This is a genomic window from Allobosea sp. 10L422, assembly GCF_056395345.1.
In genome coordinates, this window is sequence record NZ_JBFTJI010000011.1 from 56,540 (window position 1) to 82,140 (window position 25,601).

Genomic DNA, 25,601 nt, shown 5'->3' on the forward strand with positions numbered 1-25,601 from the left:
CGGATCCTCTTCATGCTTCAGCAAAGCTTCGATCTCGCGCTCGAATCCAAGGTCGGCAAGGGAGGCATTCCCGACGCGGCCTTCGAGAAGGCGCTGGCCGATCTCAAGCCTGCGCTGGCGAAGCTGCAGGGGCAGGCGAAGGACGGTTCGCTGCCGCTGCTGAAGCTGCCGAGCGACACGGCCGATCTGGCGCCCGTGAAGGTTGCCGCCGAGCGGCTCAAGGCTGGCGGCACCACCGACGTGCTGGTGCTCGGCACCGGCGGCTCCAGCCTCGGCGGCCAGACGCTGGCGCAGCTCACCGGCTACGGCATCGCCGGCCTCTCCCACTTCACGTCCGGCCCGCGCGTCCACTTCATCGACAATCTCGACCCGGCGACCTATGCGGCGCTGCTCGCCAAGCTGCCGCTCAAGACGACCAAATTCGTGGCCATCTCGAAATCGGGCGGCACCGGCGAGACGCTCCTGCAGTCGATCGCCGCGATTGAGGCGCTGCGCGGCGCGCATCTCACCGATCAGCAGATCGGCGACCATTTCCAGGGGCTTTCCGAGCCGGGCAAGCCCGGCAAGCTCCATCCGCTGCGCGCGCTGCTGGAACCCTTCGGCACACCCTTCCTCGAACACCACACCGATGTCGGCGGGCGCTATTCCGTGCTGACCAATTGCGGCCTGCTGCCGGCCGCCGTGCTCGGCCTCGATATCGAGGCGCTGAGGCTCGGCGCCGGCCGCGCGGTGGCGCCGCTCTTTGCCGGCAAGGATGTCCGTGAGACCCCCGCCGCTATCGGCGCCGCGCTGCATCTGGCCGCCATGCGCTCGGGCAAGAACATCGCCGTGCTCATGCCCTATGCCGACAAGCTCGCATTGCTCACCCGCTGGTGGATGCAGCTCTGGGCCGAGAGCCTCGGCAAGGACGGGCAGGGCACACAGCCCGTCGGCGCGCTCGGTCCCGTCGACCAGCATTCGCAGCAGCAGCTCTATCTCGCCGGCCCCAAGGACAAGTTTTTCACCGTCGTGACGACCGGCGTGAAGGGCAAGGGCCCGCAGATCGACGCGGGCCTCGCGGAGAAGATCGGGCAGGCCGATTTCGCCGGCAAGACCATCGGCGACCTCGTCGCGGCGCAGGGCATCGCCATGATCGATACCTTCGCCAAGAACGGCTGCGCTGTGCGCCGCTTCCATGTCGAGCGGATCGACGAGACCAGCCATGGCGAGATGCTGATGCATTTCATGCTGGAGACGATCCTCACCGGCTACGCGATGGGGGTGGATCCCTTCGACCAGCCGGCGGTGGAGGAGGCGAAGCTTCTCGCCAAGCGCTATCTTGCCGAAGGGCGGGCTTGAGTCGCGGTTCTACGGCGCAGACGCGTCATGCCCGGGCTTGACCCGAGCATCTCATGACATGAAGGCTCGGGAGCCTCTTGCTGCGGAAAGAGGTTCTCGGGTCTGCGCTGCGCTCCGCCCGAGAATGACGGGCAAGGTGCTCGCGGCCGAAAGAACACGTTGAACCCATGAACGTCCGCCGCCTCGATCCCGTCCTGGTCGACCGCATCGCCGCTGGCGAGGTGATCGAGCGGCCGGCTGCGGCCGTGAAGGAGCTGGTCGAGAACGCCATCGATGCCGGCGCAAGTTCGGTCGCCGTGACCATTATCGGCGGCGGGCGCGAACTGATCCGCGTCGTCGACGACGGCGCCGGCATGACGCCACAGGACCTGGAACTCGCCGTCGAGCGACACGCCACCTCCAAGCTGCCGGAGGGCGACCTCTTTGCCATTGGCACGCTCGGCTTCCGCGGCGAGGCGCTGCCCTCGATCGGCTCGGTGGCGCGGCTCTCCATTGCGACGCGCCGGCATGATGCGCCGCAGGGCTCGGGCCTCGTCGTCGAGGCCGGCGAGAAGGGCGTCGTCCGTCCCGTTGCCGCGGCAGTCGGGACCCGCATCGAGGTCAGCGACCTCTTCATCTTCACTCCGGCCCGCCTCAAATTCCTGAAGAGCGACCGCGCCGAGGCGCAGGCCGTCTCCGAGATGCTCAGGCGCCTCGCCATCGCCCATCCCGAAATCCGCTTCTCGCTGGAGGGCGAGCACGTCAGCGCCTTCGACTGGCCGGCCGAGCCGATCGGGGAGGAGGGGCTGCTGCGCCGTCTCGGCCGGGCGCTTGGCCGCGACTTTCCAGAGAACGCACTGAAGATCGAGGCCGAGCGCGAAGGCTTCCGCATCTTCGGCTTCGCCGGTTTGCCGACCTTCCATCGCGGCACCTCGGCCGGCGTGCATCTCGCCGTCAACGGCCGCCCGGTTCGCGACAAATTGCTGCTCTCGGCCGTGCGCGGCGCCTATGCCGACGTCGTACCCTCCGATCGCCATCCGGTGCTCTTCCTCGATGTCGGCTGCGATCCGCGGCTCGTCGACGTCAACGTCCACCCCGCCAAGAGCGAAGTTCGCTTCCGCGACCCCGCGCTGGTCCGCGGCCTTGTCGTCTCCGGGCTGAAGGCGGCGCTCGCCGCAGCCGGCCACCGCGCCACCACCACAGGCGGCGCCCGCACGCTCGACGCCTTCCGCGCCGTCCTCTCGATGGGCGGAAACGGCAACGCGATCCCGCGCCCGGGCTTCCCCTCAGTGCCGAGTTGGAGTGCGCCGCCCTCGGTCTCATTATCGACTCCGCAGGCGGGCTTCTCCGATTTCGCCGCGCCCTCCGCGGACGCCCGCGCGCATCTCGCCGAGCCTTCGCCCGACGCGCTCGACCGGCCGCTCGGCGCCCCGCGTGCCCAGCTCCACGAGACCTATATCGTCACCCAGACCCGCGAGGGCGTCGTCATCGTCGACCAGCACGCCGCCCATGAGCGGCTGGTCTATGAGCGGCTGAAGGCCGAGCGCGCTCGCTCCGGCATTGCCCGCCAGCCCCTGCTGCTGCCGGAAGTGGTCGAGCTCGATCCTGTCGACGCCGACCGCCTGATAGCGGCGGGCAGCGAGCTCGAAAGCCTCGGCCTCGTGCTGGAATCCTTCGGCTCTGGCGCAGTGCTGGTGCGCGAGGCCCCCAGCCAGCTTGCTGGCGGCAATCTCCAGCGCCTCGTCCGCGATGTCGCCGATGCGCTGGCCGAGCACGGCACGGCCGGCTCTTTGGAGCGCCGGCTCGACCATGTGCTGGCGACGATGGCCTGCCACAACTCCGTCCGCGCCGGCCGCCGCATGCGCCCCGAGGAGATGGACGCGCTGCTGCGCGAGATGGAGATCACGCCCAATTCCGGCCAATGCAACCACGGCCGGCCGACCTATGTCGAATTGAAGCTGTCGGATATCGAGCGGCTGTTCGGACGACGGTAAGCGCCTATAAGGCGCCGGGATATCGATCGAGGAGACGACGATGGCGGGCGAGATGATTGTTCAGGCGGCCTGTCACTGCAAACGCGTCCGCTTCGAAGCGACCTTGACCGACGGCCTGAACACCGCGCGTCGCTGCAATTGCTCGTTCTGCCGCATGCGGGGCGCCGTGGTCGTGTCGGCGAGCGGCGTCCGGATCGTCTCGGGAGAGGATTCTCTCGGCGAGTACCAGTTCAATACCAAGACGGCGAAGCATTACTTCTGCCTGGGTTGTGGCATCTATACCCATCACCAGCGCCGTTCGAATCCCGGCCAGCTCGGGGTGAACGTGGCTTGCGTCGATGGCGCCAGCCCCTTTGATTTTCGGGAACTGCAGGTCAACGACGGCATCAATCACCCCCGCGACATGGGCGCCGGGGCAAGGGCGAGGATAGCGGGCATCCTTAGATATGAGCCGACCGGGGACTAAGGTCTGCCGGTCCACAGCGGCGCTCGAAGCTTGGCACGAACGTCAACTCGGCCGGTAGAAGCCGCTATCGAGATTGTCCAGCGTCATGCCGGCGTCGCCGGCCTGCGGAAACCACTGCTCCTCGACAATAGCCTCAAGTTCGCGCCGCGCGGCCATGTAGTCGACCGCGAGATTGGCGCGAGCGGCCGTCAGGCGGACCTGCATGTTCGGGTGTCCGAATAGCCGCATAAGTATCCGTCTTTGATCTCCAGGACGGGATCTCAGTTCGTCTTCTATTGCTCTAATCTGGTCGTAGCGTCTGTTGTAGCTGGCGATCTCGTTGCGATCCAAGGCGATGTATTGCTTGATGCATAGCTGCTCAAAGAGGCGATTGAGTTCTTCGAGTGTAAGCAATTTCAGTTTTGATGGGGTCATTTCAACACCTTGAAACGCCTGAGGGCCGGATGACCAACTTGAACGTGCTCCGCCTATCCCCTGTTACGCAAGTAATTTCGCGGTGAGAGGTTGCCGAATTCGGGATTCTTCGTAGCGTACCATCCTGTGATCTCCTGATGCTTGTATCGCGGAATGCTGACGAGATTGTCGACGCCGTCGATCGCGGACCGCGGAAAGCCCTCGCGCGATCCCGCGCCCTGCTCGACGATGTGATGGTCGTCATAACCCGGCCGGTTCTGCCCGGCCTGCTGCTGGAGCTCCGCGAGCGTCTTCGGCTCGTCCTGATAGGACCGGATCGAGGGGTATTCGGTATAGAGCCAGTGACCGACCTCGATTGCCATCAAGGCAGCGCCGATCCGGCCCGCGGGTCTCAGCGCTCGCAGCGCGATCGCCCGTGCCAGCGTCTTGGCCGCCTGGGTCTTCGACGGCTTGCTGCTGGGCGGATTGTTGGTTTGGTCGAGCGCCGGGCCGCCATTGTCGCCGATGCCGGGCTGTCTTTGGTTGGCGCCCTGGCCGCCCGCCCATTGCCCTACCTCCGGGCTGCACGCCGGCACGCGCGGCTGATCGCGATTGAACCCGCCCTTCTCGACGAGTGCTTGCAGCCGGGCGAGAGCGCGCATCATGCGCTCGCCGGCCAATTGGCATGCAACGGCATGGAGGCGGGCTATGCGTGCGCGCCCGTTGGGTTCGATGGAATGTCTGATTGGCATCCGGCGCTTGGTCTCCGCGGCGGATGCGGAGATTAAGCGCGGAACAGGAGCTGGGGATAAGTTCGCTGTCGCCGGCCTATTGGCGACGACCTATGACCTATGAGTTCCGCAGCAGGATCACGAGCGTCTCGCCATAGCTCCGGCGCTCCAGTTCCTCGAACCCTTCCGGCAGGCTGATCTCGGCATCCGCAGCCTCTTCCAGCACGATCAGCGCGCCCGGCTCCAGCCAGCCGCCTTCGCGGGCCGAGACCAGCGCCTTCTCGCCCAGCCCCTTGCGATAGGGCGGGTCGCAGAAGACGAGGCCAAAGGGCGCCATCCCGGTGATCGGGCCGAGCCTTGTCGCGTCGCGGCGGAAGATGCGGCTGAAGCCGGCAAGCCCCAGCGCCATCTGGTTTTCGCGGATGATGCCGCGCGCCTCGGTGCCGTCATCGACCAAGAGCGCGAAGCCCGCCCCACGCGAGAGCGCCTCGAAGCCAAGCGCGCCGGTGCCGGCGAAGAGGTCGAGCACGCGGGCGCCCTCGACCGCGTCGCCATAAGCATGAGTCAGTACGTTGAACAGGGATTCGCGCAGGCGGTCCGAGGTCGGCCTGATGCTGCCGATCCCCGGCTTCGGGCCGGCCAGAGGCCGGCCGCCCAGGCGTCCGCCGACGATCCGCATCGCTTAGCCGCGCTTGCCGCCGGGACGCGGACCCCGGCCGGGCGGGCGCGGTCCCTTGTCGCCACTCGGTCGCCCTCCACTCGGCTTGCCGCCAAAGGGGCGTCCGCCACCGGCCGGCCGCTCGGAGGAGCGAGAGCCGAAGCTCTTGCCACCGAAGCTTTTGCCGGCGGGCTTGTCGCCGAAGCTGCGGCCACGCGGCCGGTCCTCGGCAGGTCGCTCGCTGAAGCGACGCGCCGGGCGGTCGGCGCCATCGCGCGGGGCACGGTCCGGGCGCTCGCCGCGTGGAGCGCGGTCCTGCCAGGGCCGCTCTTCGCCGCGGTCGCGCCCGCTGCCTTCGGCGCGCGGGCGCCGTGCCGGCCTCTCGTCGCCGCTGGAGCGCTCGAAGGAGCGCGGTGCGCGAGCCTCCTCGCCGCCACGTTCGTGGCGCGGCTTGCGATCCGGCCTGCGCTTGCTGTCCGGTGCGGGCGCAGCGCGCTCCTCGGGAGCGGGGGCACCGACGCGCTCGACCAGCACGCGCCGGCCCTTCGGGTCGGCGATCGGCGTATCGCGCCGGCGCCGGACCTCACCGGAAGCCTCGCGCTCCTGCCGTTCCAGCTTCGGGTCGGCGCCGCGGCGCGGCGGCGTCTTGCGCTCGCGCTGTGGCTCTGTTTCCGCATCGCGCCAGACGGTGCGGGTCCACGGCTTGTCGCCGCGCAACTCGCGCACAGCCTCGCGGCGCGCTTCATGTTGGTCCTCGGCGGCGTCGCGGCGTCGGCGCGGGCGGTCGTCGCCGGCCGGAGCCGGGCGTGGCGCGGCGGGCAGGGCGTCGCGGCGCGGCGACTCGAAATCGGCGCCGGCCTTGGCGGCAAGCTCCGTGCCGAGCTGGTCCTGCAGCACGCGCGAGCGGATCTCGTCGGCCTCGCCCTCGGCCAGTTCGCCGAGCTGGAAGGGACCGAAGGAGATGCGGATCAGCCGGTTCACGGTCAGCCCGAGATGCTCGAGCACGGTCTTGACCTCGCGGTTCTTGCCCTCGCGCAGATCGACCGTCAGCCAGGTGTTGAAGCCCTGCTGGCGCTCGAAGCGGGCGATCACCGGCCCGTACTGGATGCCGTCGATGGTGACGCCGTCCTTCACCGTGTCGAGCACGTCCTGCGTCACCTCGCCGAAGGCGCGCACGCGGTAGCGCCTGAGCCAGCCCGTCTCCGGCAGCTCCAGCACCCGCGCCAGCCCGCCATCATTGGTCAGCAGCAGAAGGCCTTCGGTGTTGATGTCGAGCCGGCCGATGGTGAGCACGCGCGGCAGGTCTTCCGGCAGCACGTCGAAGACGGTCGGCCGGCCTTCCGGGTCGAAATTGGTCGTCACCACGCCGCGCGGCTTGTGGTAGAGCCACAGCCGGGTGCGCTCGCGGGCCGGCAGCGGCTCTCCATCGATCAGCACGATATCGGTCGGCTTCACGTCGAAGGCCGGGCTTTCCAGCACCCTGCCGTTCACGCTGACGCGGCCTTCCTCGATCATCGCCTCGCTGTCGCGGCGCGAGGCGACGCCGGCGCGCGCCATCACCTTGGCGATCCGCTCCGGCTCTTCCGCGGTGATCAGCTTGCGCTCGGGCGCATCCTCGCGCGGGCGGCGCGGACGGTCCTCATGGCCTTCGAAGCGTGGCGCGCGCGGGCGCGAAAAACGCTTCTCGCCATCGCGGCCCTCGCCACGCGGCGGCCGGTCGCCCTGCGGCCTGTCGCGGCCGGCGAAGGGGCGCTCGCCCGTGCGGGCCGGACGGCGGGGGCGCTCCTCGCCGGAGCGTTCGCGGAAGCCGCGGCCTTCGCCCTCGGCCCTGACGCGGGCCGGCCTGTCGCCGTCGAAGCGGCGCGGGCGCGCAGCCTCGCCCTCGCCGCCAGCAGGGCGCTCGAAGCGGCGGGCCGGGCGCTCATCGCCAGCCGAATGACCGCGGAAGGGCTTGCGCTCGCCGTCGCGCGCGGGGCGGTCGTCACCGGCTGGGCGGCTACGGAACGGCTTACGCTCGCCATCGCGCGCGGGTCCACGGCCTTCACCGCCGGGGCGGCTGCCGAAGGGCTTGCCGCCGAAGCCTTTGCCACCGGAGCCGGGTCCACGGCCGCCGGCGCCACCGCCCTTGCGTGGGCCGCGGCCTCTGTTGTTGTCGTCGTCTTTCATGGCTGCTCCTGAGCCGGCCGAGCACAACCGCTTTGCGGGAGAGGCCTGGCTCGCTTATTCGCTATAACCGGCGCTTGTAGCAGAGGCTTTCCCTCGCTGCGAGCGCCAAAGCTGGGGTTTATGATGTCGAAACCGCAATCATCCTCCGCGTTCGACGCGATGGCGCTCGCCTTCGACGAGGCGAAGGCGGCCGCGTTGCGCGGAGAGGTGCCGGTCGGCGCGGTGGTGGTGCGCGACGGCGCGGTCCTCGCCAGCGCCGGCAACCGCACGCTGGAGCTGAAGGACCCGAGCGCTCATGCCGAGATGCTGGCGCTCAGGCTCGCCTGCGAAGAGATCGGCAGCGAGCGGCTGATCGGCTGCGATCTATACGTCACGCTCGAACCCTGCCCGATGTGCGCCGCGGCAATCTCCTTCGCGCGGATCAGGCGGCTCTATTTCGGCGCGGGCGACCCGAAGGGCGGCGCGGTCGAGAACGGGGTCAGGCTCTATGAGAGCCCGACCTGCCACCATGTGCCGGAGGTCTATGGCGGTTTGCGCGAGACCGAGGCGGCGACGCTGCTGCGGGAGTTCTTCCGCGAGCGGCGGTAGCGACCAGCGTCAATCTCGGGCGGAGCGAAGCGTAGACCCGAGAATCTCAGGACCAGAAGGCAATGGTTTCCGAGATGCTCGGGTCAAGCCCGCGCATGACGCGGGGATGTCAGCTCAGGTGTCCGACGAGTCGATGCCGAACTTCTGCGCAAGTTGCGCGCGGTCCATGCAGGAGACGTCATAGGTCACCCGCCGGCCCTTGAATTCCGGGCGCTTGCTGAATTCCTTGGTCATCGAGCGCGTGATGTCGTCGATCCGGGCTTCGCAGGCTTGGATGGACGTGAACTCCATCTCGCTGATCCGGCTGGTGGCGCAATGTGCTTCGCCGGTGACGCAGGCCATGACGACCATGGTGAAGGCATCCATGCAGGCGCTCCTGTTGCGGCCGGTCGACGCTGCGCTCCTATGGTTAGCGCTTGGTTAAGACCGGCAATGTGCCCCCGCCGGTCCTTAAGCAAGATACGCGCCGTTATGCAAGGCTGCGCCAACACAAATAGGCACCGAGCGCCAGCAGGCCGGCGAAGAAGCAGATCTTGAACGTGGCGGGCGAGATGCGGCTGCGGATGAACTGGCCGACGCCCATGCCGGCCAGCGCCGGAACAAGCGCGAGCAGAGATTGCCAGGCGACGGTGCCGTTGAGCGCGCCGGCGCCGATCAGGCCGAAGGAGAGGGCGAGCGTCGAGACGATGAAGGAAATGCCGAGCGCCTGCACCAGCTCGTCCTTGTCGAAGCCGAGCGCCTGCAGATAGGGCACGGCCGGCAGCACGAAGACGCCGGTGGCGGCGGTGACTACGCCGGTCGTCAGTCCGATGATGGGGCCGAGCCAGCTTTCCCAGCCCGGCGGCACGCGCAGCTTCGCCGCCTTGAGGCCGACCAGCGCGTAGAGCACGAGCGCAAGGCCGAGCCAGAGTGTCGGCGTGCCGTCCTTTTGCTGCTGCAACAATCCGGCGCCGGCCCAGGTGCCCACGCAGATGGCGGCCAGCATGGGAGCGAGCCGCCTCAGTATCGCGCCGAGCTTCGGGCCAGTCGTGATCTGCCAGCCATTGGTGACGAGATTGGGCACCACCAGAAGCGCCGCCGCCTGTGCCGGTGCCATCACCACGCCGAGGATGCCGACGGCGATGGTCGGCAGCCCCAGCCCGATCACGCCCTTGACGAAGCCGGCGAGCACGAAGGTCGCGGTGACGAAGAGGAGGAGAGTCGTGTTGTCCATGTCCTGCTTGTGGCATTGGCTGTGCCGACTGTCGCTGCCCGATGCTACGGCGGGCGCCGTAGTGTTCCCGCTTGCGGCCCGGCGGCGATGGCGCATCATGCGGCGATGAGCACGCCAAGTCGCTATTCCGGCCCCTATCTCGCGGAGATCGCCCATCTGATGGGCGATCCGGCCCGCGCCAACATGCTGCACGCGCTGATGGATGGCCGTGCGCTGACGGCCAAGGAACTCGCCTGGATCGCCGGCGTCGCGCCGCAGACGGCGAGCGGTCACCTCGCCAAGCTGATGCAGGGCGGGTTGATCGACGTCGCCGTGCAAGGACGCCATCGCTACTACAGGCTGGCCGGGCCGGAAGTCGCGGCGGCGCTGGAAGGCCTGATGGTTCTGGCCAATTTGGACGGGACGAGCCGGCGCCTGCCGTCGCGTGTCGGTGCGGAGTTGAGCGAGGCCCGCACCTGCTACGATCATTTCGCCGGGCGGCTCGGCATCGGTATTCATGACGCGCTGATGGCCGGCGGCCACCTCGCCGTCAGCGAGGGCGGCTATGCGCTGACGCCGTCGGGCAACGCGATTTTTTCCGCTCTCGGCGTCGATCCGGGTGCGAGCAGCCGGAGCCGCCGTGCGGCGCTGCGCCCCTGCCTCGACTGGAGCGAGCGCCGCCCGCATCTCGCCGGCCATCTCGCTGCGGCGCTGGCCTGCCGCTGCTTCGAGATGGACTGGGTCCGTCGCCGCAAGGAGAGCCGCGCCGTCGTCCTGACGGAGGAGGGCAGGGCGGTGCTCGAAAACGCGCTCCCCGGCTTCCGCTGCGATGCGCCGGAGCCGCTCAGCCCGGTGGTTCGAGAGCCCACTCCAGCGCTCGCTTGACCTCGTCCTTGATCGGCTCGGCAGCCGCGAGGATCGCTTTCGCCTTGAAGAAGTCGAGTCCACCGATGCGGTCGGCGCCCGCCCGGATCAGAATATCGGGCGGCTGCTGCTCGATCATGCGCTGGACCAGCGTGCGGGTCAGGATCTGCGAGGCGCCGACGATCGCCTCCATTGCCCCGGGGATGCGCGTGTCGCTCGTCGCCGTCGTCGGTGCGCTGACATCGATCGCAACGACGACGCGGCCCGGCGCCAGAAACTCCCGATAGGGCAGGGGATCGATGGCGCCACCGTCGATCAGCACGCGCCCGCAAAGCGCGACCGGCCGCACCAGCCCGGGAATGGCGAGCGAAGCGGCAACCGCCGGCGTCAGCGGCCCCTCATGCAGCATAACCTCTGCATGGCGGTGGTAATCCGCCGCAACCGCGCTGAACGGGATAGCCAGTTCCTCGAAGCGGTCGGGCACGGCTTCCGGCCAGAACAGGTCGAGCAGGCGCTCGCCATCGATCAGGACGGGGTTGCCGAGCCCGCGCACGAGATCGGTAAGGCGGCCGATGCGGGCCTCCAGCAGCCTTGCGACTGCGCGCGCCCGGTCGCGGAAGGTCGCAAGCACATGCTCGCGCAGATCGCGACCGGAGAGGCCGGCGGCATAGGCAGCGCCGATGATGGCGCCGATCGAGCAGCCGGAGATCCGCGCGGGCTTGAGACCGAGCTCGTCGAAGGCCTCCAGCACTGCGATGTGGCTCAGGCCCCGCGCCCCGCCGGCGCCGAGCACCAGCGCGATCTCGGGCGTGCCGCCGGAGGCTCGCGAGAGGTCGGCGTTGCTGGAACGTGGCATGTCTTCCGTTCCGCGCTTGGCCTCAGGCGACGGCCTGGGCCAGGAAAGGCTTCAGCGCCGCAAGCGTCGCCTGCGGATTCTCTTCCGGCAGGAAGTGTCCGCTGTCGATCGCCTGACCTTCCGCCTGCGGCGCGAAGGTCTTTCGCCAGATTTCGAGCGGGCTCGCGCCCTTGGCCGGGATGCCGGCTTCGCCCCAGAGAACCAGCGTCGGGCAGAGGATGCGCTTGCCCGCGGTGAGATCCGTCTTGTCGTGCTCGACGTCGGTGGTGGCGCCGGCGCGATAATCCTCGCAGGCGGCATGCGTGCGCGACGGGTCGCTGAACGATTCCGCGTAGGATTGCATGGCCAGCGGATCGAACAGGTCGAGGTTCTTCGCCCGGCTCCAGCTCGCGATGGTGCGGTCGAGCCAGCTGACGGGATCGGATTTGAGTAGATTCTCTGGGATCGGTTCCGGCTGTGCCAGGAAGGTCCAGTGATAGACCTGCATGGCCCGGGCCGCGTTCATGCCCTCCCACATCGAGACGGTAGGCAGGATGTCGAGCAGCACCAGCCGCTCGACCCGGCCGGGATGGTCGAGCGCCAGCCGATAGGCGACCCGCGCGCCGCGATCATGGCCGATCACGCCGAAGCGCAGATGGCCGAGCGCCTGCATCACGGCGACGATGTCCTCGCCCATGCCGCGCTTGGTGTAGGTCGCCTTGCCGCCGTCGCCATGCGGCGCGGCCGACCAGCCATAGCCGCGCAGATCGGGGCAGATGACGGTGTGGGTCTTCGCCAGCTCCGGCGCCAGCCGGTGCCACTCGGCATGGGTTTGCGGGAAGCCGTGGATCAGCACCAGCGGCGGTCCTTCGCCGCCGACGCGCGCGAAGATCTTGCCGACCGGCCCGTCGATCCAATGCGCCTTGAAACCCGGGAAGAGACTGTCGATGTTCGCCATGGCCGGGAGCATAGCTCCGGCCGAGGCGTCCTGTCAGCCTTGCTCGCGCTTCACCGCCTGCCAGCCGATGTCGCGGCGGCAGAAGCCTTCCGGCCAGTCGATCCTGTCGACCGCCTCATAGGCGCGCGCCTGCGCTTCACGCACGCTCTTGCCGAGCCCGACGACATTGAGCACGCGCCCGCCATTGGCGACGAGATCGCCATTCGCCAGCTTGGTGCCGGCATGGAAGACGAGCACTTCGTCCAGCGCCTCGGCTTCTTCGACCTTGCGGATGACGCTGCCGGTCTCGGGCTTTGCCGGATAGCCCCTGGCCGCGAGCACGACGGTGAGCGCCACTTCGTCCCGCCAGCGCAGGTCGACATTGTCGAGCACGCCGTCGCAGCAAGCGAGCAGCGCCGGCACGATGTCGCTCTTCAGGCGCGGCATCAGCACCTCGCATTCGGGATCGCCGAAGCGGGTATTGTACTCGATCAGCTTCGGTCCCTGCGCCGTGAGCATCAACCCGGCGTAGAGCACGCCCTGGAAGGGAGTGCCGCGCTTGGCCATGCCGGCGAGCGTCGGCCGGATGATCTCGGCCATGACGCGCTCTTCCAGCGCGGGCGTCATCACGGGCGCGGGCGAATAGGCGCCCATGCCGCCGGTATTGGGGCCGGTGTCGCCATCGCCGACGCGCTTGTGGTCCTGCGCCGAGGCAAGCGCCAGCGCATGGCTGCCGTCGCAGAGCGCGAAGAAGCTCGCTTCCTCGCCGATCATCCATTCCTCGATCACGACCTCGGCCCCGGCGCTCCCGAGCCCGCCTGCGAACATCATGTCGATGGCTTCGTTCGCCTCATCCAGCGTCTCGGCCATGATCACGCCCTTGCCGGCGGCAAGCCCGTCGGCCTTGATCACGATCGGCGCGCCCTTGTCCGCGACATAGGCCTTGGCGGAGGCGGCATCGCTGAAGCGGCCGAAGCCGGCGGTCGGGATGTCGAATTCGGCGCAGAGCTCCTTGGTGAAGCCCTTCGAGCCTTCGAGCTGCGCGGCGGCCTTCGACGGACCGAAGACCTTGATGCCGGCCTGGCGGAGATCGTCGGCGATGCCGGCGACCAGCGGACCTTCCGGGCCGACCACGACGAGGTCGATCCCCTGCAATCGGCAGAAGGCGACGACGGCGGCGTGGTCGGCGACGTCGACCGCGACATTCTCTCCGCATTGCGCCGTGCCGGGGTTGCCCGGCGCGATGAAGAGCGTGTCGCAGAGCGGCGAGGCCGAAATCGCCCAGGCGAGCGCATGCTCGCGTCCGCCCGAACCGATCAGAAGAATCTTCATGGCGCCATCTCCGCTGACCGGGTTTCTATTGCAGGAAGCTCAGCCCTCATCCTGAGGAGCGCTCGGCCGGAGCGCGTCTCGAAGGATGTTCCAGCGCGCGCTGAAGCATTCTTCGAGACGCCGCGTTCCGCGGCTCCTCAGGATGAGGGCTCGGCTGGGCATAGCCGCCCGGCGCCGTGCGGGCAACGCTTCTGCTGTGCGGGCCGGGCCGTTATGGTCCGGTCATGAACACCGAATCGCCCCTGCCGACCGGCAATGCTCCCGAATGGTCTGTCTCGGACCTCTCCGGCGCGCTGAAGCGCACCATCGAGGACGCCTTCGGCTTCGTGCGCGTGCGCGGTGAGATTTCCGGCTATCGCGGCCCCGTCGCCTCCGGCCATGTCTATTTCTCGCTCAAGGACACCAACGCCAAGATCGACGCAGTGATCTGGAAGGGCGTGTTCGGCCGGCTGAAGACGCGGCCGCAGGAAGGCCTTGAAGTCATCGCCACCGGCAAGATCACCACCTTCGCCGGCAAGTCGAGCTATCAGATCGTCATCGATTCGCTGGAGCCGGCCGGCATCGGCGCGCTGATGGCGCTGCTCGATGAGCGTCGCAAGCGGCTTGCGGCGGAGGGGCTCTTCGCCGAGGAGCGCAAGCAGCTCATCCCCTATCTGCCCTCCGTCATCGGCGTCGTGACCTCGCCGACAGGGGCTGTCATCCGCGATATCCTGCACAGGCTGGAGGATCGCTTCCCCCGCCAGGTCCTGGTTTGGCCGGTCAGGGTGCAGGGCGAGACCAGCGCCGCCGAGGTCGCCAACGCCATCGCCGGTTTCAACGCGCTGCCGGAAGGCGGGCGCATCCCGCGGCCGGACATCATCATCGTCGCGCGCGGCGGCGGCTCGCTCGAAGACCTGATGAGCTTCAATGAGGAGATCGTGGTCCGCGCGGCGGCGGCCTCTGAGATCCCGCTCGTCTCGGCGGTCGGCCACGAGACCGACACGACGCTGATCGATTTCGCGGCCGACCTGCGCGCGCCGACGCCCACCGGCGCGGCCGAGAAGGTCGTGCCCGTGCGGGCCGAACTGATGAGCTTCGTCGCCGATCTGTCGCGCCGCCATGCCGGCGCGATGCGCCGCCTGTCGGATCGCCGCCGCAGCGATTTGCGAGCGCTCGCCCGCGCGCTTCCGGGCCCCGAAGCGGTGCTCTCCGGCCCGCGCCAGCGGCTCGATCTCGCCGCGACGCGACTGGCGCCTGCGCTCGCCCGCAACGCCCGGGCTCATGAACAGGTGCTGCAGGCCCTGTCGCGCCGGCTGGAGGCGCGTTCGCCCCGCGTCGCGCTCGCCCGGCTGCGGGCGGAGCTCGCCGGTTTCGGTCGCGTCCTTGCCGCGGCCAGGGGCAATGCCATCGCCGGCGAACGCACACGTATCGCCCATGTCCGCGACCGGCTGGCGACGCTGGAAGCGCGGGCGTGCAATGCCTTCGGCCAGAGCCTGGTCCAGCGCCGAGAACGCGGCATTGTGCTGGCGGAACGGGCCGAGCGCGCCTTCGGCCAGGCGCTGCATCGGCGCGCCGACCGGCTCGCCTCGCTCTGGGCGCTGATCCGCTCGCTCGGCCCGGAGGCTGTGCTGTCGCGTGGCTACGCCCTGATCCGCGACGAGGCGGGCGCACTGGTGCGCAGTGTCGGAGCGGCCCAGCCAGGGCAGGCTCTCTCGGTCCAGCTCGCAGATGGCAGCTTCGGCGTCACAGTCTCCGGGACCGAGCCCGGCGGCGCGAAGCCCTCAGCCTCGCGTCCCGTGCGTAAGGGACCAGCCACCGGCACTCAGGGCGATCTGTTCTGACGATCAGGGCATATTGAGGAAGGTGCTGACGCGCTTCAGCGCATCTTCCCGCGCGGCCATGTTGGTGCCGACGGTGACCTTGCCGGTGCCGCTCGCGGAATAGGCGATGTTCTCGCGCTCCCTGACCTCGAGACGCGGATGATCAAAATCATGCAGCACGCCGGGATAGAGCACGATGCCGACGTGCTCGCCGCGCGCCTGCGCAGCTTTGGCGAGGTAGCCGCAGGGCGCAGCCGGGGTCCAGTCGTCGGCATCCCCCATCAGGATCAGCAGGGGGAGACGGGCGGAGAAGGACGGGGATTCCGATTGCAGCCGGCAGGCCGGGTAGAAGGCGACGGCGCGCTTGAAATCGGGCTTGCCGTCAGCGGGGGCACGTTCCATGCGGATCGCAGCCAGCACGGTCGAGCCACCGCCCGACCAGCCGAGGAGCGAGATCATGCCCGGCTTGATGTCGCTGCGCTGCTGCAGCCAGGCCCGCGTCGCGGTGGCATCGGCCACGCGCTCGCGCCCGGCCCGCACCGTCAGATCCTTGACGCCGCATTGCGAACCGAGCCCGCGTGAGCCGTAGCTGTCAGGCATGAGCACCGCAAAGCCGGCGGCGGAGAGCCTCTCGCCCCAATCCGTATGGCGAACCGACAATCTGCCTTGCTCGCGCCACAGGCCGCCGCAACCATGCAGGGCGACGACGGCCGGGAACGGGCCAGGGCCTGCCGGGCGATAGAAAACGCCGTCGAGATGGCCTCCGTCCATCGGAATCGACACGCGCTCGTAGCCTGCGGCCATGGCGGCCGGGGCTGCAAGGAGTGCAAGGCTCATCAGACACGCCGCGAGGCGCTGCAGACTGGACATCGTCGACCAGAGGGTTATCACAAGCGGCGGAGTATCCCGGCTTTCCGTTTCCCGATCAATGATTTGATGCGAATTTGATGAACATCAGCGAGCGTCTCCCTCCGAGCGGCCCCGAGGCGGTCATCGATTACGGCCCCGGCGAGTTCCGCGTCGTGAAGCCCGGCGCCTTCGTGCGCTGCGCAGTGACCTCGGCGCCGATCCGGCTGGAGGATCTGCGCTATTGGTCGATCGAGTGGCAGGAGGCCTATGCTTCACCGGAAGCCGTGATGCTCAGGCTGCGCCGGGCCGGGCGCGCCTAGATCGCCGCGCGTCCTGTCGGGCGCGGTGAATGTTGATCTATGCATTTGTTATCGCATCGGATTCCGAGTGGTTTCCACTTTTCGGTCCGCCGCTGTTGACGCGTCTGCGAGCAGGTTTTCGATCGCCGCTTGTTCGGCGAAGACCAGCCTGACGGGCAGCACGACGAGCCGATCGGCCTCTGCATTGGGCCAGAGGGCGGCAAGCTTGGTCCAGTCCTTCTCGGTCGTGGCGATCAGCGCGCCGCGCGTCTTGGCTTCAGAGATGGCTTCGGCAACATCGCCATCCGTATAGGGGTGGTGATCGCCGAAGGCGCGCTCGGCCACGATCGTGGCACCCGCCTCGCGCAACGTCGCTGCGAATTTCTCGGGCCTGCCGATCCCCGAAAGCGCCAGGACCTGCCGCTCGCTTAGCTGCTGCGCCGCGCTGGCAAGCGGCTCCAGTCGCGCGCTGATGACAGGGTGCCCCTGTGCACGCACGGCAGCCGCCACGCGCTGGCCTGCTTCGCCTTCACCGATGACGATTGCGGCGTCGATCTCGCCGATCTGGTCGACCAGCGGCGCCCGCAACGGGCCGGCAGGCAGGCAGAGCGCATTGCCCACGCCGCTTGCTCCGTCGACCACGGCCAGCCTCAACCGCTTCGCGAGGGCGGGATTCTGTAGCCCGTCATCCATGACGATGACGCTGGCGCCGAGCCCGTGGGCCAGCCGCGCGCCCGCGAGCCGGTCGCGGGCGATGACGGTGCGGACATGGCGCGCCATCAGCATCGGCTCGTCGCCGACATCAGCTGCGGCATGCCCGGTGGGATCCACCTCGACGGGGCCGGCGAGCCGGCCGCCATAGCCACGCATCAGGACGAAGGGCGTCTCGCCGCGCCGCGCCAGCATGTCCGCGACGGCGATCGCGGTCGGCGTTTTGCCGGCACCGCCAGCGACGAAGTTCCCGATGCAGATGACGGGGACGGGCAATTCGGCGCCGGGTTGGCGCATGCGCCGCAGCGTGATCCAGCCGTAGAGCCAGCCGAGCGGCCGCAGCAGTGTGGCCGCAAGCGTCGGGCGCGTCTGCCACCAGAAGCGCGGCGCGCTCGGCATCAGGCCGTGGGCTCACGCTGTTCGAGCGCGGCGCGCATCAGCAGGGGCTCGATGGCATGGAGCGTGCGGTTGAGGGCGCCGCCGAGCTGGCTCGCGGTCTGCGCCGCGGCCCGGGCTGCCTGGCGGGCGCTTGCCGGGTCGCTCAGCCAGCGATGCACTGCGCCGGCCAGCGTCTGCGCGTCGGGGACGGAGCGCGAGCCGCCATCCGCGTCGAAGGCCGCAAAGATCTCGGCATTGTTGTGGACATAGGGGCCGTGCAGCAGCGCGCAGCCGAGCTTGGCGGGTTCGATCGGGTTGTGCCCGCCAATGCCTTCGACGAGCGAGCCACCAAGGAAGGCCACTTGCGAGAGCCGGTAGAACAGCCCGAGCTCGTTGACCGTGTCGGCGACATAGAGATCGATGTCGCGCTCCGGATTCTCGCCGGCGGCCCGGCGCGACACGGCGACGTCATTGGCCTGTGCCAGCGCCTCGATGTCAGGGCCGCGCTGGGGATGGCGCGGCGCGATGATGGTGAGGAGCTTCGGCAAATAGGGCTTGATCGCGAGATGGGCGGCGAGCACCAGCTCGTCCTCGCCCGGATGCGTGCTTGCGGCGATCCAGACCGGCCGGCCGGTTGTCATGCCGTCGAGGATGGCCAGCATGTTGGGTTCGGCGGGCGGGGCCGGTACGTCGAATTTGAGATTGCCGGCGACGCTGACGCGCGGCGCTCCGAGCTGTGCGAGCCGCTCCGCATCGGCTTGCGACTGGGCAAGGCAGGCCTCGAAGCACGAGAGCAGGAAGCGCGAGGTCCTCGGCATCTTGTACCAGCGCGCGAAGGAGCGCTCGGACATCCGCCCGTTGACCATGACCACCGGGATCGAGCGGCGATGCGCCTCGATCAACAGGTTCGGCCAGATTTCGGACTCGCAGATCAGGCAGAGCTCGGGCCGCCAATGCTCCATGAAGCGGCGCATGTAGCGGGGGACGTCGAGCGGCAGGTATTGATGGATGACGCCGGCCGGCAGCCGCGCCGCCAGAAGCTTGGCGGAGGTCACCGTGCCGGAGGTGACGAGCACGGCGAGGCCGCGCTTCTGCAGCTTTGCGATCAGCGGCAGCAGCGTCACCGTCTCGCCGACGCTGGCGCCATGCAGCCAGACCAGCGGCTTGTTCGGCCGCTTCACGCCGGGATAGCCGCGCCGCTCCGAAATCCGCTCCGGGTCTTCCTTGCCGCGGCGCTTGCGCATCAGCAGCAGCCCCGCTGCAGCCGGCTCGAGCAGCGCGGTCGCGTAGCGATAGGCCCTGAAGATCGCGCCCTTGCGGCTCATGCCGGCGCTCCGGCGGTTTGCTGTTGCTCGCGCAGGCCGGCGCCGGGGTCGCGGCTGCCGACGAGCGCGTAGCCACGGGCGTGGACGTCGTCGAGGCTCGCCTGCAACGCGAGGCGCGCTTCTTCCAGCGCGGCCTCGTCGGCGTCGCGCGCGACCAGGATCGGCTCGCCGACGACGATGGCGCAGCGCCCGAAGGGCAGGCCGAGCGACGCACGGTCCCAGCTGTTGAAGTCGATCCGGCGGCTGGTGACGACGGCGACCGCGCGGATCGGCCGGCCGGAGGCGCGTGCCAGGGTAATGATGCCCGGGCCGACGACGCGGGCGCGCTTGGGTATGTCGGCGGTCAGCACCATCGTCTCTCCGGCGGCGAGCCGGCGCAGCATGGCGAGGAAGGCCGGGGCCCCGCCCTTCTCGCGGACCTTGTGCCCCGGCCGTGCGCCGGAGCCCCGGATTGCGCCGATTCCGAGCTCGCGCAGCGCCACCGCGTTGAAGCCGCCATCACCATGGCGAGAGACCAGCGAGCAGGCCGGCATCCACTCCGGCCGCGCGAAGGGGATCATGATGTGCTGGCCATGCCACATCGCGAAGATGAGCGGCAGCTCCGGCCGAACGTGATCGTATGCGTCCGCAGGTTCGAAGACGATCTTGTTGGTACGTTGCACGAGGCGCAGATAGCCGGCCAGCAATCGGCCGAGCGTTTCCTGCGCCATTCGCGTCTTGAGGATGGAAAAACCCATCTGCCTGATGCCGAAATTCTGCGCTGGCTCAGCCCCTGGCCGCTTCCGGGTCGAGAAGTCGGTGGAGGTGGACGATGAAGTAGCGCGTCTGCGCCTGATCGACCGTCTGCTGGGCCTTGGCCTTCCAGGCCATATGCGCGCTGGCGTAGTTCGGGAAGATCCCGACGATGTCGAGCTTCGCCAGATCCTTGAAGGTGATGCCGTCGAGCGAGTCCAGTTCGCCTCCGAAGACGAGATGGAGAAGCTGCTTCTGATCCGGTTCCACGCTCATCGATATCTCCTGCGGGGGCTTGCGCCGCCCCAATAAGCCATCCCGGCCGCGCATGCGAGCCGGCCGTGCGCCAAGCTTCCAAAAAAACGTCAGACGGGCTGCGGCCGTCCGTCGCGCAACCGCTCGACAGCATGCCGCAACGGATTTGCGAGCGCATTGTTGCTGGCGATCAGCATCCCGTGAACGGGGTTGGGTCGGTTATAGGCGACGGATTGCCCCGCCGCATCGCTCAACAGTCCGCCGGCTTCGCTCAGGACCAGATCCGCGGCCGCCAGATCCCAGTCGCGCGCATCCGGCGAGATCAGCCCGGCATCGATCGTGCCGTCCGCGATCCGCGTCAGCCGCAGCGCAAGCGAGGGAATTTTGCCGGCAGGCTCGAAATCCTCGGATTGAGCCAGCGCGTCGAGCATGGGCTTGGGCCCGGCTATCTTCGAACCGGCGAGACGGGTTGCCGGCGAGGTGCGGATGGCTTCGCCACTGCGCCGGGAGCCGGCCCCGCGCACGGCGGTGTAGGTCGCATCGCAGGCGGGGGCGTGAACGATGCCGAGCACCGGCGTGCCCGCATCGAGCAGCGCGACGCAGACCGCCCAGTCCGGTGAGCCGCTCATATAGGCGCGGGTGCCGTCGATCGGATCGACGACCCAGACGAAGCGGTGTGTCAGGCGCTGAGCGTCGTCGACGGTCTCCTCGGAAAGCCAGGCGGCTTCCGGCAGCAGCGTAGAGAGACGGATGCGCAGGAAGGTGTCGACGCCGATATCGGCCTCGGTCACCGGTGAGCCGCCGCTCTTGGCCCAGGTACGTGCCGCCGTCTGTGCGCCGGGCCGGAAGAGATCGAGTGCGAGGGTGCCGGCTTCCAGGCAGCTTTCGCAGGCCGCCTTCATCAGCTCGGCCGCGATCGGTAGCGTCATTGCACTCATGCCCCTCCGTATCGGCCGCAAAAGTCGCTGTTTCAAGCCGAAAATGCGGTCACGCTGCGAAAGATTCCGTCAAGCATCCGACGGGAAACCGGCCCGTCAGGGCGCCGAAGCGGCGAAAACACCATCCTTTAACCCAACCCCTTAAGCGCTCGGACACGGCTGCCGCCCAATCTCGCATGGCAAGCACGAGAGCCCCGGCATCGACAGAGGGCTCCGCTGCAGCAGGGATTGAGAGAGGCGTTATAACCGATGGCCAGCGTCACGCCGGCCGCCGGGGAGGGTGGCTTTGCGCCGCGTCTTCCCGGCGGATCGACAACCACAGCGATCGTTTCGCACAACCCGATGCCGGCTCGCCCGGTGGCGCCGGCGATCGAACGCCTGGGCTCCGTGCGTATTCTGCGCGGCTCGGGCAATTGGCGCGGGGTTGCCTTGCGTCTGGCAAACCCGGCGGGAGACGACGAGCTCTTCGAGCTGGCTCTGACGGCTGGCGATGGCCGCTCCATTGTGGTGGCCTGCGCCGATGAGACCGATGCCGTCGCGCTCTGGCGCGATTTCGGCCGGGCGAGCGGCCTGCCGCTGCTGCTCGAGACCGCCGATGGTGCGGTGAGCGAGCCGTTCCCGCAGATCGGCCGTGTTGCGCTTGGACCCGTGCGGATCCGGCGTCGTCACGGCCTGCTCAACGGACGCCGTCCCCGTTTCCTGACGCGCCGCAAGACCGGCCGATTGACGGAGCTTCCGAACATCGTTTCAGGCGACAGGCTGACCGACTAGCCGGCCAGTGCCGCGCTGCCGATCGTGTCGAGCGCCAGTCCGGCGGCCAGCAGCAGCCCGGCATCGCGGTTCGAGCGGAACAGCATGAGGGCTTCCGGCGCGCTCGCGCCGGCGATGCGCGCGACCTGGCGGCCGAGATGGCCGGCGAAGGCGGCAAGTCCCAGCCAGGCGAAGAGGCCGCCTCCGACGAGCCAGATCGCGACGCCCGTCAGGGACACCGCCAGGCCGAAGCAGAGCGCCACGGCTTCGCGCGTGTGGTCGCCGAAATAGCGTGCGCTCGACTTGATGCCGGCGATGACATCGTCCTCGATGTCCTGCATCGCGTAGATCGTGTCGTAGCCGACGGTCCAGGCGATGGCTGCCGCATAGATCAGGTAGGCGGGCGGATCGAGCCGCCCGAACACAGCGCTCCAACCCATGAGGCCGCCCCAGGAAAAGGCGAGCCCGAGCACGAACTGGGGCATGTTCGTGATCCGCTTCATGAAGGGATAGATCGCCACGATCGCGAGCGAGGCGATGCCGAGCAGGATCGTGAAGTGGTTGAACTGCAAGAGCACCGCGAAGCCGCCGAGCGACTGCACGACCATGAACGCCGCCGCCGCCTTGGCCGTCACCTGGCCGGAAGGCAGCGGCCGGCCGCGCGTGCGCGCCACTTCCGCATCGAGCTTCCGGTCGACGATGTCGTTGAAGGTGCAGCCGGCGCCGCGCATCAGGATCGCGCCGATCAGGAAGAGCAGGCAATGCCAGGGGTCGGGATAGGGCCGGCCGGCGGCGATCGCGGCGAGCCCGGCCGCCCACCAGCAGGGCAGGAGCAGGAGCCACCAGCCGATCGGCCGCTCCATGCGGGCGAGCTTCAGGTATGGGCGGGTCGCGCGCGGCGCACGTGTGTCGACCCAATGTCCCTTGAGCGCATCGGGAAGGGCGGTGTCAGCCCCGGCGCCGGCATGGAGTGGTGTCGGCTCCGGCATGGCCGGCCCTCGCCTGTCAGAGCGCGCCTTGCGGGACGCGCATGCCGCCGCCGGCGCCGCCGGTGATCGAATCGGCGCCGCCGAAGGGATTGGCGCCCTGCGCCTGCTGCTGAGCCTTGCGCTGCATCGCGGCCTGCTGCTTCACTGCGTTGCAGGCTTGCGTGCGGAACGTCACGACCTTCTCGTTGTCGGTCTTCATGCCGTCGATGAAGGTAGGCGGGATCTGGCACCAGTCCTGGTTGGCGGTCGCGAACTTGATCGCGGCCTCGCCATTGTTGACCAGACGGCCGAAGGTGCTGCAGGCATCCTGCGGCGTCATCTTCTTCTTGGCCTTCTGTGTGGCCTGAAGCCTGGCGACGATCGACTGACGCTCGGCGAGCAGCTTCTGGATCTGTTCACAGCCGGAGATCTGGGCTTTGGCCGGTGCGGCAGACATGACAGAAGCTACGGCAAGGCCGATCGTCGCGACCACGCCACATGCCAATCCGCGCCGCATCATATCCCTCTCCAGCTTGCCGGCCGATCCGGCCGGTTCTTAAATATGTCCTTAACAGCTCGCGCTGTTAACGCGACGACCCTTGCGAGTCTACTCTTCCTGTGTCGGGAGCTGCTCGCTGCTAGTTCAGGATTGTGGCGTTTTTCATGCCACTTTCCACAGACAAGATCAGTCGCGGAGGCGCCTGCCCACATGTCCGTTCCCGATTTCGCCCGCCATCGGCTGTTCATCGACCGCTCCTTCGCGTCGGGGACGGCGCTTCCGCTGGAGCGGGAACAGGCGAATTACCTGCTCAACGTCCTGCGCTTCAAAGCCGACGACACCGTCCTCATTTTCAATGGGCGCGACGGCGAATGGCTGGCGCGCCTGGTGCCCGAAGGGCGCAAGCAGGCGACGCTCGCCCTCGTCCGGCAGGTCAAACCGCAGCCGCCGGAGAGCGATCTCCATTATCTCTTCGCACCGCTGAAGCACGCCCGCCTCGACTACATGGCGCAGAAGGCCGTCGAGATGGGTGTCGGGTTCCTCCAGCCCGTCATCACACGGCGCACGCAGGTGTCGCGGCTCAATCTCGACCGCATGCGCGCCAACGTCGTCGAGGCTGCGGAGCAATGCGGCATCCTGAGCCTGCCTGCGGTCGCGGCGGAAAAGTCCCTCGAAGCGGCTCTGGCGGGTCTTGCGCCGGAGCGGCTCCTGATCTTTTGCGACGAGGGAGCGCAGGAGGCGAGCCCGATCGCGGCGCTGGCGGCGCTGCAGCCGTCGCCGCTCGCCGTGCTGATCGGGCCGGAAGGCGGCTTCGACGAGTCCGAACGGCGGCTGATCCGGGCGCGCGCCAATACCTTGCCGATCTCGCTCGGTCCCCGGGTCCTGCGCGCCGACACCGCGGCGGTTGCGGCACTCGCCCTGGTCCAGGCCACGCTCGGGGATTGGCCACGGCGCTGAGCGAAGCCCCGCCTCGGCCGGCTGAAAGCCGGCTCAACGCCCAGCGAGATCTGCTGCAGGCGCCGGGCGGCCTTTCGCGAATGCAAGAGCCGGGTCGTTGTCGAGCGTGCGGCGCTCGCCTATGTCTGTCGTCCCGAACCTGCGGCTTGCCGGCTTTCGCCGGGGACCAGCAGGTTGCCAATGCCTGTTATGCCGGAGCGCCCATGGCTCGCGACGTGTCCGATTCGACCCCGATCGGTTCGAAGGATGAACTGATCTCCTGGATCGCCGCCGGCGAAAAACCGGAATCGGCTTTCCGGATCGGCACCGAACACGAGAAATTCCCGTTCTACCGCAGCGACCTCGCGCCGGTTCCCTATGAGGGCCGCGCCGGTGCGGGCGGCATCCGCGCCTTGCTCGAAGGAATGCAGCAGCGTCTCGGCTGGGAGCCGATCGTCGATGCCGGCAACATCATTGGCCTCGCCGGCCCCGAGGGTGGCGGCGCGATCTCCCTGGAGCCGGGTGGCCAGTTCGAATTGTCCGGCGCGCCGCTGGAGGACATCCATCAGACGCAGGCCGAGCTCGCCGCCCATCTCGCCGATGTAAAGACGGTCGCCGAGCCGCACGGCATCGGCTTCGTCGCACTCGGCGCCTCGCCGCTCTGGACCCGTGCCGAGACGCCGGCGATGCCCAAGGGCCGCTACAAGATCATGGCGAACTACATGCCGAAGGTCGGCACGATGGGCCTCGACATGATGTTCCGGACCTGCACGGTGCAGGTCAATCTCGACTTCTCCACCGAGGCTGACATGGTGCGCAAGCTCCGGGTCTCGCTCGCCCTGCAGCCGCTGGCGACGGCGCTCTTTGCCTCCTCGCCCTTCCTGGAGCACAAGCTCAACGGCTTCCAATCCATGCGCTCCGAGATCTGGCGCGACACCGACAATGCCCGCTCCGGCATGCTCGCCTTCGCTTTCGACGAGGGCATGTCCTATGAGGGCTATGTCGACTGGGCGCTCGACGTACCCATGTATTTCGTCAAGCGTGACGACATCTATCACGACGTCGCTGGTGCTTCCTTCCGCGATCTGCTTGCCGGCCGGCTGCCGCAGCTGCCGGGCGAACGCGCCACAATGTCGGATTGGGCGAACCATCTCTCGACGCTGTTCCCGGAAGTCCGGCTGAAGCGCTTCCTCGAGATGCGCGGCGCCGATGCCGGCCCGCCCGAAATGCTGGCGGCCCTGCCGGCCTTCTGGGTCGGTTTGCTCTATGATCAATCGGCTCTCGATGCCGCCTGGGACCTCGTCAAGGGCTGGAGCGCGCAGGAACGCCAGGCCCTGCGCGACGCTGTTCCGAAGCAGGGGCTTGCAGCGACGGTTGCCGGGCGCAAGTTGAACGACATCGCCGCCGAGGTTCTGGAACTCTCACGCGCGGGTCTTGCACGACGGGCAAGGCAGAACGCATCGGGCCAGGACGAGAGCGTTTTCCTCGCGCCTCTCCAAGAGATCGTGGCGCATCGCCGGAGTTTTGCCCAGCTCCTGGAAGAGCGCTTCCGCTCGGCCTGGAACGGCAGGGTCGAGCCCGTCATGACGGAGCTGGCGGTGTAGCCTCTCGCCGGACTGACGCCGGAAATCGCAATTTCCGGCGCATTTTGTTGTGGAAATTAACCAGTTGGCGGAAACTTCATGCATA

Annotated in this window: 27 protein-coding genes; 10 read left to right on the forward strand and 17 right to left on the reverse strand. The window is 68.4% G+C overall.

Features of this window, described 5'->3' with window-relative positions; all coding sequences use genetic code 11:
* The first annotated feature begins 12 nt into the window (after positions 1-12).
* From AC1DEZ_RS20080 to AC1DEZ_RS20090, 3 genes are all read left to right on the forward strand, one after another.
* A complete protein-coding gene (locus tag AC1DEZ_RS20080) occupies positions 13-1,338 on the forward strand; it encodes a glucose-6-phosphate isomerase (RefSeq protein WP_441510855.1) in 1,326 nt (441 codons plus the stop codon).
* A gap of 167 nt (positions 1,339-1,505) precedes the next feature.
* Positions 1,506-3,311, forward strand: coding sequence for a DNA mismatch repair endonuclease MutL (gene mutL / locus AC1DEZ_RS20085; RefSeq protein ID WP_441510856.1), 1,806 nt, complete (start codon positions 1,506-1,508; stop codon positions 3,309-3,311).
* A 40-nt stretch (positions 3,312-3,351) separates the two neighbouring features.
* The gene (locus AC1DEZ_RS20090; RefSeq protein ID WP_441510857.1) at positions 3,352-3,777 is read left to right on the forward strand and encodes a GFA family protein; all 426 of its coding nucleotides are present in this window, start codon (positions 3,352-3,354) and stop codon (positions 3,775-3,777) included.
* A 42-nt stretch (positions 3,778-3,819) separates the two neighbouring features.
* On the opposite strand, the gene AC1DEZ_RS20095 is transcribed toward AC1DEZ_RS20090, so the two are convergent.
* The 4 genes from AC1DEZ_RS20095 to AC1DEZ_RS20110 form a co-directional block, all read right to left on the reverse strand.
* Positions 3,820-4,191, reverse strand: a complete 372-nt coding sequence (locus AC1DEZ_RS20095) for a DUF2019 domain-containing protein (RefSeq protein WP_441510858.1) — start codon at positions 4,189-4,191, stop codon at positions 3,820-3,822.
* 53 nt (positions 4,192-4,244) lie between these two features.
* Positions 4,245-4,835 carry a hypothetical protein gene (locus tag AC1DEZ_RS20100; RefSeq protein ID WP_441510859.1) on the reverse strand — a complete coding sequence of 197 codons (591 nt, stop codon included), beginning with the start codon at positions 4,833-4,835 and terminating at the stop codon, positions 4,245-4,247.
* Positions 4,836-5,019: 184 nt separating this feature from the next.
* Entirely contained in the window at positions 5,020-5,580 is a 561-nt protein-coding gene (gene rsmD, locus AC1DEZ_RS20105) for a 16S rRNA (guanine(966)-N(2))-methyltransferase RsmD (RefSeq protein WP_441510860.1), read from the reverse strand.
* A 3-nt stretch (positions 5,581-5,583) separates the two neighbouring features.
* Complete coding sequence (locus AC1DEZ_RS20110) at positions 5,584-7,725, reverse strand: pseudouridine synthase (protein WP_476780558.1); 2,142 nt, start codon at positions 7,723-7,725, stop codon at positions 5,584-5,586.
* A 123-nt stretch (positions 7,726-7,848) separates the two neighbouring features.
* Here AC1DEZ_RS20110 and AC1DEZ_RS20115 point away from each other — a divergent pair, with 123 nt between their 5' ends.
* Positions 7,849-8,313: a nucleoside deaminase gene (locus AC1DEZ_RS20115; RefSeq protein ID WP_441510862.1), complete on the forward strand. Its 465-nt coding sequence runs from the start codon at positions 7,849-7,851 to the stop codon at positions 8,311-8,313.
* A gap of 114 nt (positions 8,314-8,427) precedes the next feature.
* Here the strand turns inward: AC1DEZ_RS20115 and AC1DEZ_RS20120 are convergent, their stop codons facing one another.
* Positions 8,428-8,679, reverse strand: coding sequence for a hypothetical protein (locus AC1DEZ_RS20120; RefSeq protein ID WP_441510863.1), 252 nt, complete (start codon positions 8,677-8,679; stop codon positions 8,428-8,430).
* A 103-nt stretch (positions 8,680-8,782) separates the two neighbouring features.
* A complete protein-coding gene (locus AC1DEZ_RS20125) occupies positions 8,783-9,526 on the reverse strand; it encodes a sulfite exporter TauE/SafE family protein (protein ID WP_441510864.1) in 744 nt (247 codons plus the stop codon).
* A gap of 105 nt (positions 9,527-9,631) precedes the next feature.
* On the opposite strand from AC1DEZ_RS20125, the gene AC1DEZ_RS20130 reads away from it, so the two are divergent.
* The gene (locus AC1DEZ_RS20130; protein WP_441510865.1) at positions 9,632-10,390 is read left to right on the forward strand and encodes an ArsR/SmtB family transcription factor; all 759 of its coding nucleotides are present in this window, start codon (positions 9,632-9,634) and stop codon (positions 10,388-10,390) included.
* Here AC1DEZ_RS20130 and AC1DEZ_RS20135 read toward each other — a convergent pair.
* The 3 genes from AC1DEZ_RS20135 to purD are packed head-to-tail and all read right to left on the reverse strand — an operon-like array spanning position 10,350 to position 13,473.
* On the reverse strand, positions 10,350-11,225 hold the full coding sequence (locus tag AC1DEZ_RS20135) for a patatin-like phospholipase family protein (RefSeq protein ID WP_441510866.1): 876 nt from the start codon (positions 11,223-11,225) through the stop codon (positions 10,350-10,352). The two genes, AC1DEZ_RS20130 and AC1DEZ_RS20135, sit on opposite strands and share 41 nt — an antisense overlap.
* Positions 11,226-11,247: 22 nt before the next feature.
* Positions 11,248-12,162, reverse strand: a complete 915-nt coding sequence (locus AC1DEZ_RS20140) for an alpha/beta fold hydrolase (RefSeq protein ID WP_441510867.1) — start codon at positions 12,160-12,162, stop codon at positions 11,248-11,250.
* Between the two features lie 33 nt (positions 12,163-12,195).
* Positions 12,196-13,473: a phosphoribosylamine--glycine ligase gene (gene purD, locus AC1DEZ_RS20145; protein ID WP_441510868.1), complete on the reverse strand. Its 1,278-nt coding sequence runs from the start codon at positions 13,471-13,473 to the stop codon at positions 12,196-12,198.
* 224 nt (positions 13,474-13,697) lie between these two features.
* Between purD and xseA the strand changes: the two genes are divergently transcribed.
* Positions 13,698-15,293 carry an exodeoxyribonuclease VII large subunit gene (xseA, locus tag AC1DEZ_RS20150; protein WP_441510869.1) on the forward strand — a complete coding sequence of 532 codons (1,596 nt, stop codon included), beginning with the start codon at positions 13,698-13,700 and terminating at the stop codon, positions 15,291-15,293.
* Positions 15,294-15,296: 3 nt separating this feature from the next.
* Here xseA and AC1DEZ_RS20155 read toward each other — a convergent pair whose 3' ends face one another.
* The gene (locus AC1DEZ_RS20155) at positions 15,297-16,109 is read right to left on the reverse strand and encodes a dienelactone hydrolase family protein (RefSeq protein ID WP_441510870.1); all 813 of its coding nucleotides are present in this window, start codon (positions 16,107-16,109) and stop codon (positions 15,297-15,299) included.
* 110 nt (positions 16,110-16,219) lie between these two features.
* Between AC1DEZ_RS20155 and AC1DEZ_RS20160 the strand changes: the two genes are divergently transcribed.
* A complete protein-coding gene (locus AC1DEZ_RS20160; protein WP_441510871.1) occupies positions 16,220-16,441 on the forward strand; it encodes a DUF2093 domain-containing protein in 222 nt (73 codons plus the stop codon).
* A gap of 48 nt (positions 16,442-16,489) precedes the next feature.
* Here the strand turns inward: AC1DEZ_RS20160 and lpxK are convergent, their stop codons facing one another.
* From lpxK to AC1DEZ_RS20185, 5 genes are all read right to left on the reverse strand, one after another.
* Positions 16,490-17,530, reverse strand: a complete 1,041-nt coding sequence (gene lpxK, locus AC1DEZ_RS20165) for a tetraacyldisaccharide 4'-kinase (RefSeq protein WP_441510872.1) — start codon at positions 17,528-17,530, stop codon at positions 16,490-16,492.
* Positions 17,530-18,834 (reverse strand): 3-deoxy-D-manno-octulosonic acid transferase, encoded by a 1,305-nt coding sequence (locus AC1DEZ_RS20170; protein ID WP_441510873.1) that lies wholly within the window; start codon positions 18,832-18,834, stop codon positions 17,530-17,532. The genes lpxK and AC1DEZ_RS20170 overlap by 1 nt, the downstream gene beginning before the upstream one ends.
* Complete coding sequence (locus AC1DEZ_RS20175; RefSeq protein ID WP_441510874.1) at positions 18,831-19,571, reverse strand: lysophospholipid acyltransferase family protein; 741 nt, start codon at positions 19,569-19,571, stop codon at positions 18,831-18,833. The genes AC1DEZ_RS20170 and AC1DEZ_RS20175 overlap by 4 nt, the downstream gene beginning before the upstream one ends.
* A gap of 28 nt (positions 19,572-19,599) precedes the next feature.
* Positions 19,600-19,842, reverse strand: a complete 243-nt coding sequence (locus AC1DEZ_RS20180) for a DUF4170 domain-containing protein (RefSeq protein ID WP_441510875.1) — start codon at positions 19,840-19,842, stop codon at positions 19,600-19,602.
* Positions 19,843-19,931: 89 nt separating this feature from the next.
* The gene (locus AC1DEZ_RS20185) at positions 19,932-20,759 is read right to left on the reverse strand and encodes a 3'(2'),5'-bisphosphate nucleotidase CysQ (protein ID WP_441510876.1); all 828 of its coding nucleotides are present in this window, start codon (positions 20,757-20,759) and stop codon (positions 19,932-19,934) included.
* Positions 20,760-21,008: 249 nt separating this feature from the next.
* Between AC1DEZ_RS20185 and AC1DEZ_RS20190 the strand changes: the two genes are divergently transcribed.
* Entirely contained in the window at positions 21,009-21,530 is a 522-nt protein-coding gene (locus AC1DEZ_RS20190; protein ID WP_441510877.1) for a DUF6101 family protein, read from the forward strand.
* Here AC1DEZ_RS20190 and ubiA read toward each other — a convergent pair.
* Together ubiA and AC1DEZ_RS20200 are read right to left on the reverse strand one after the other, a co-directional pair.
* On the reverse strand, positions 21,527-22,498 hold the full coding sequence (gene ubiA, locus AC1DEZ_RS20195) for a 4-hydroxybenzoate octaprenyltransferase (RefSeq protein ID WP_441510878.1): 972 nt from the start codon (positions 22,496-22,498) through the stop codon (positions 21,527-21,529). The two genes, AC1DEZ_RS20190 and ubiA, sit on opposite strands and share 4 nt — an antisense overlap.
* 16 nt (positions 22,499-22,514) lie before the next feature.
* Positions 22,515-22,997, reverse strand: coding sequence for a hypothetical protein (locus AC1DEZ_RS20200; RefSeq protein WP_441510879.1), 483 nt, complete (start codon positions 22,995-22,997; stop codon positions 22,515-22,517).
* Between the two features lie 189 nt (positions 22,998-23,186).
* Here AC1DEZ_RS20200 and AC1DEZ_RS20205 point away from each other — a divergent pair, with 189 nt between their 5' ends.
* Both AC1DEZ_RS20205 and AC1DEZ_RS20210 read left to right on the forward strand, forming a co-directional pair.
* A complete protein-coding gene (locus tag AC1DEZ_RS20205) occupies positions 23,187-23,933 on the forward strand; it encodes a 16S rRNA (uracil(1498)-N(3))-methyltransferase (RefSeq protein ID WP_441510880.1) in 747 nt (248 codons plus the stop codon).
* 203 nt (positions 23,934-24,136) lie between these two features.
* The gene (locus AC1DEZ_RS20210) at positions 24,137-25,516 is read left to right on the forward strand and encodes a glutamate--cysteine ligase (RefSeq protein ID WP_441510881.1); all 1,380 of its coding nucleotides are present in this window, start codon (positions 24,137-24,139) and stop codon (positions 25,514-25,516) included.
* Positions 25,517-25,601 lie beyond the last annotated feature (85 nt).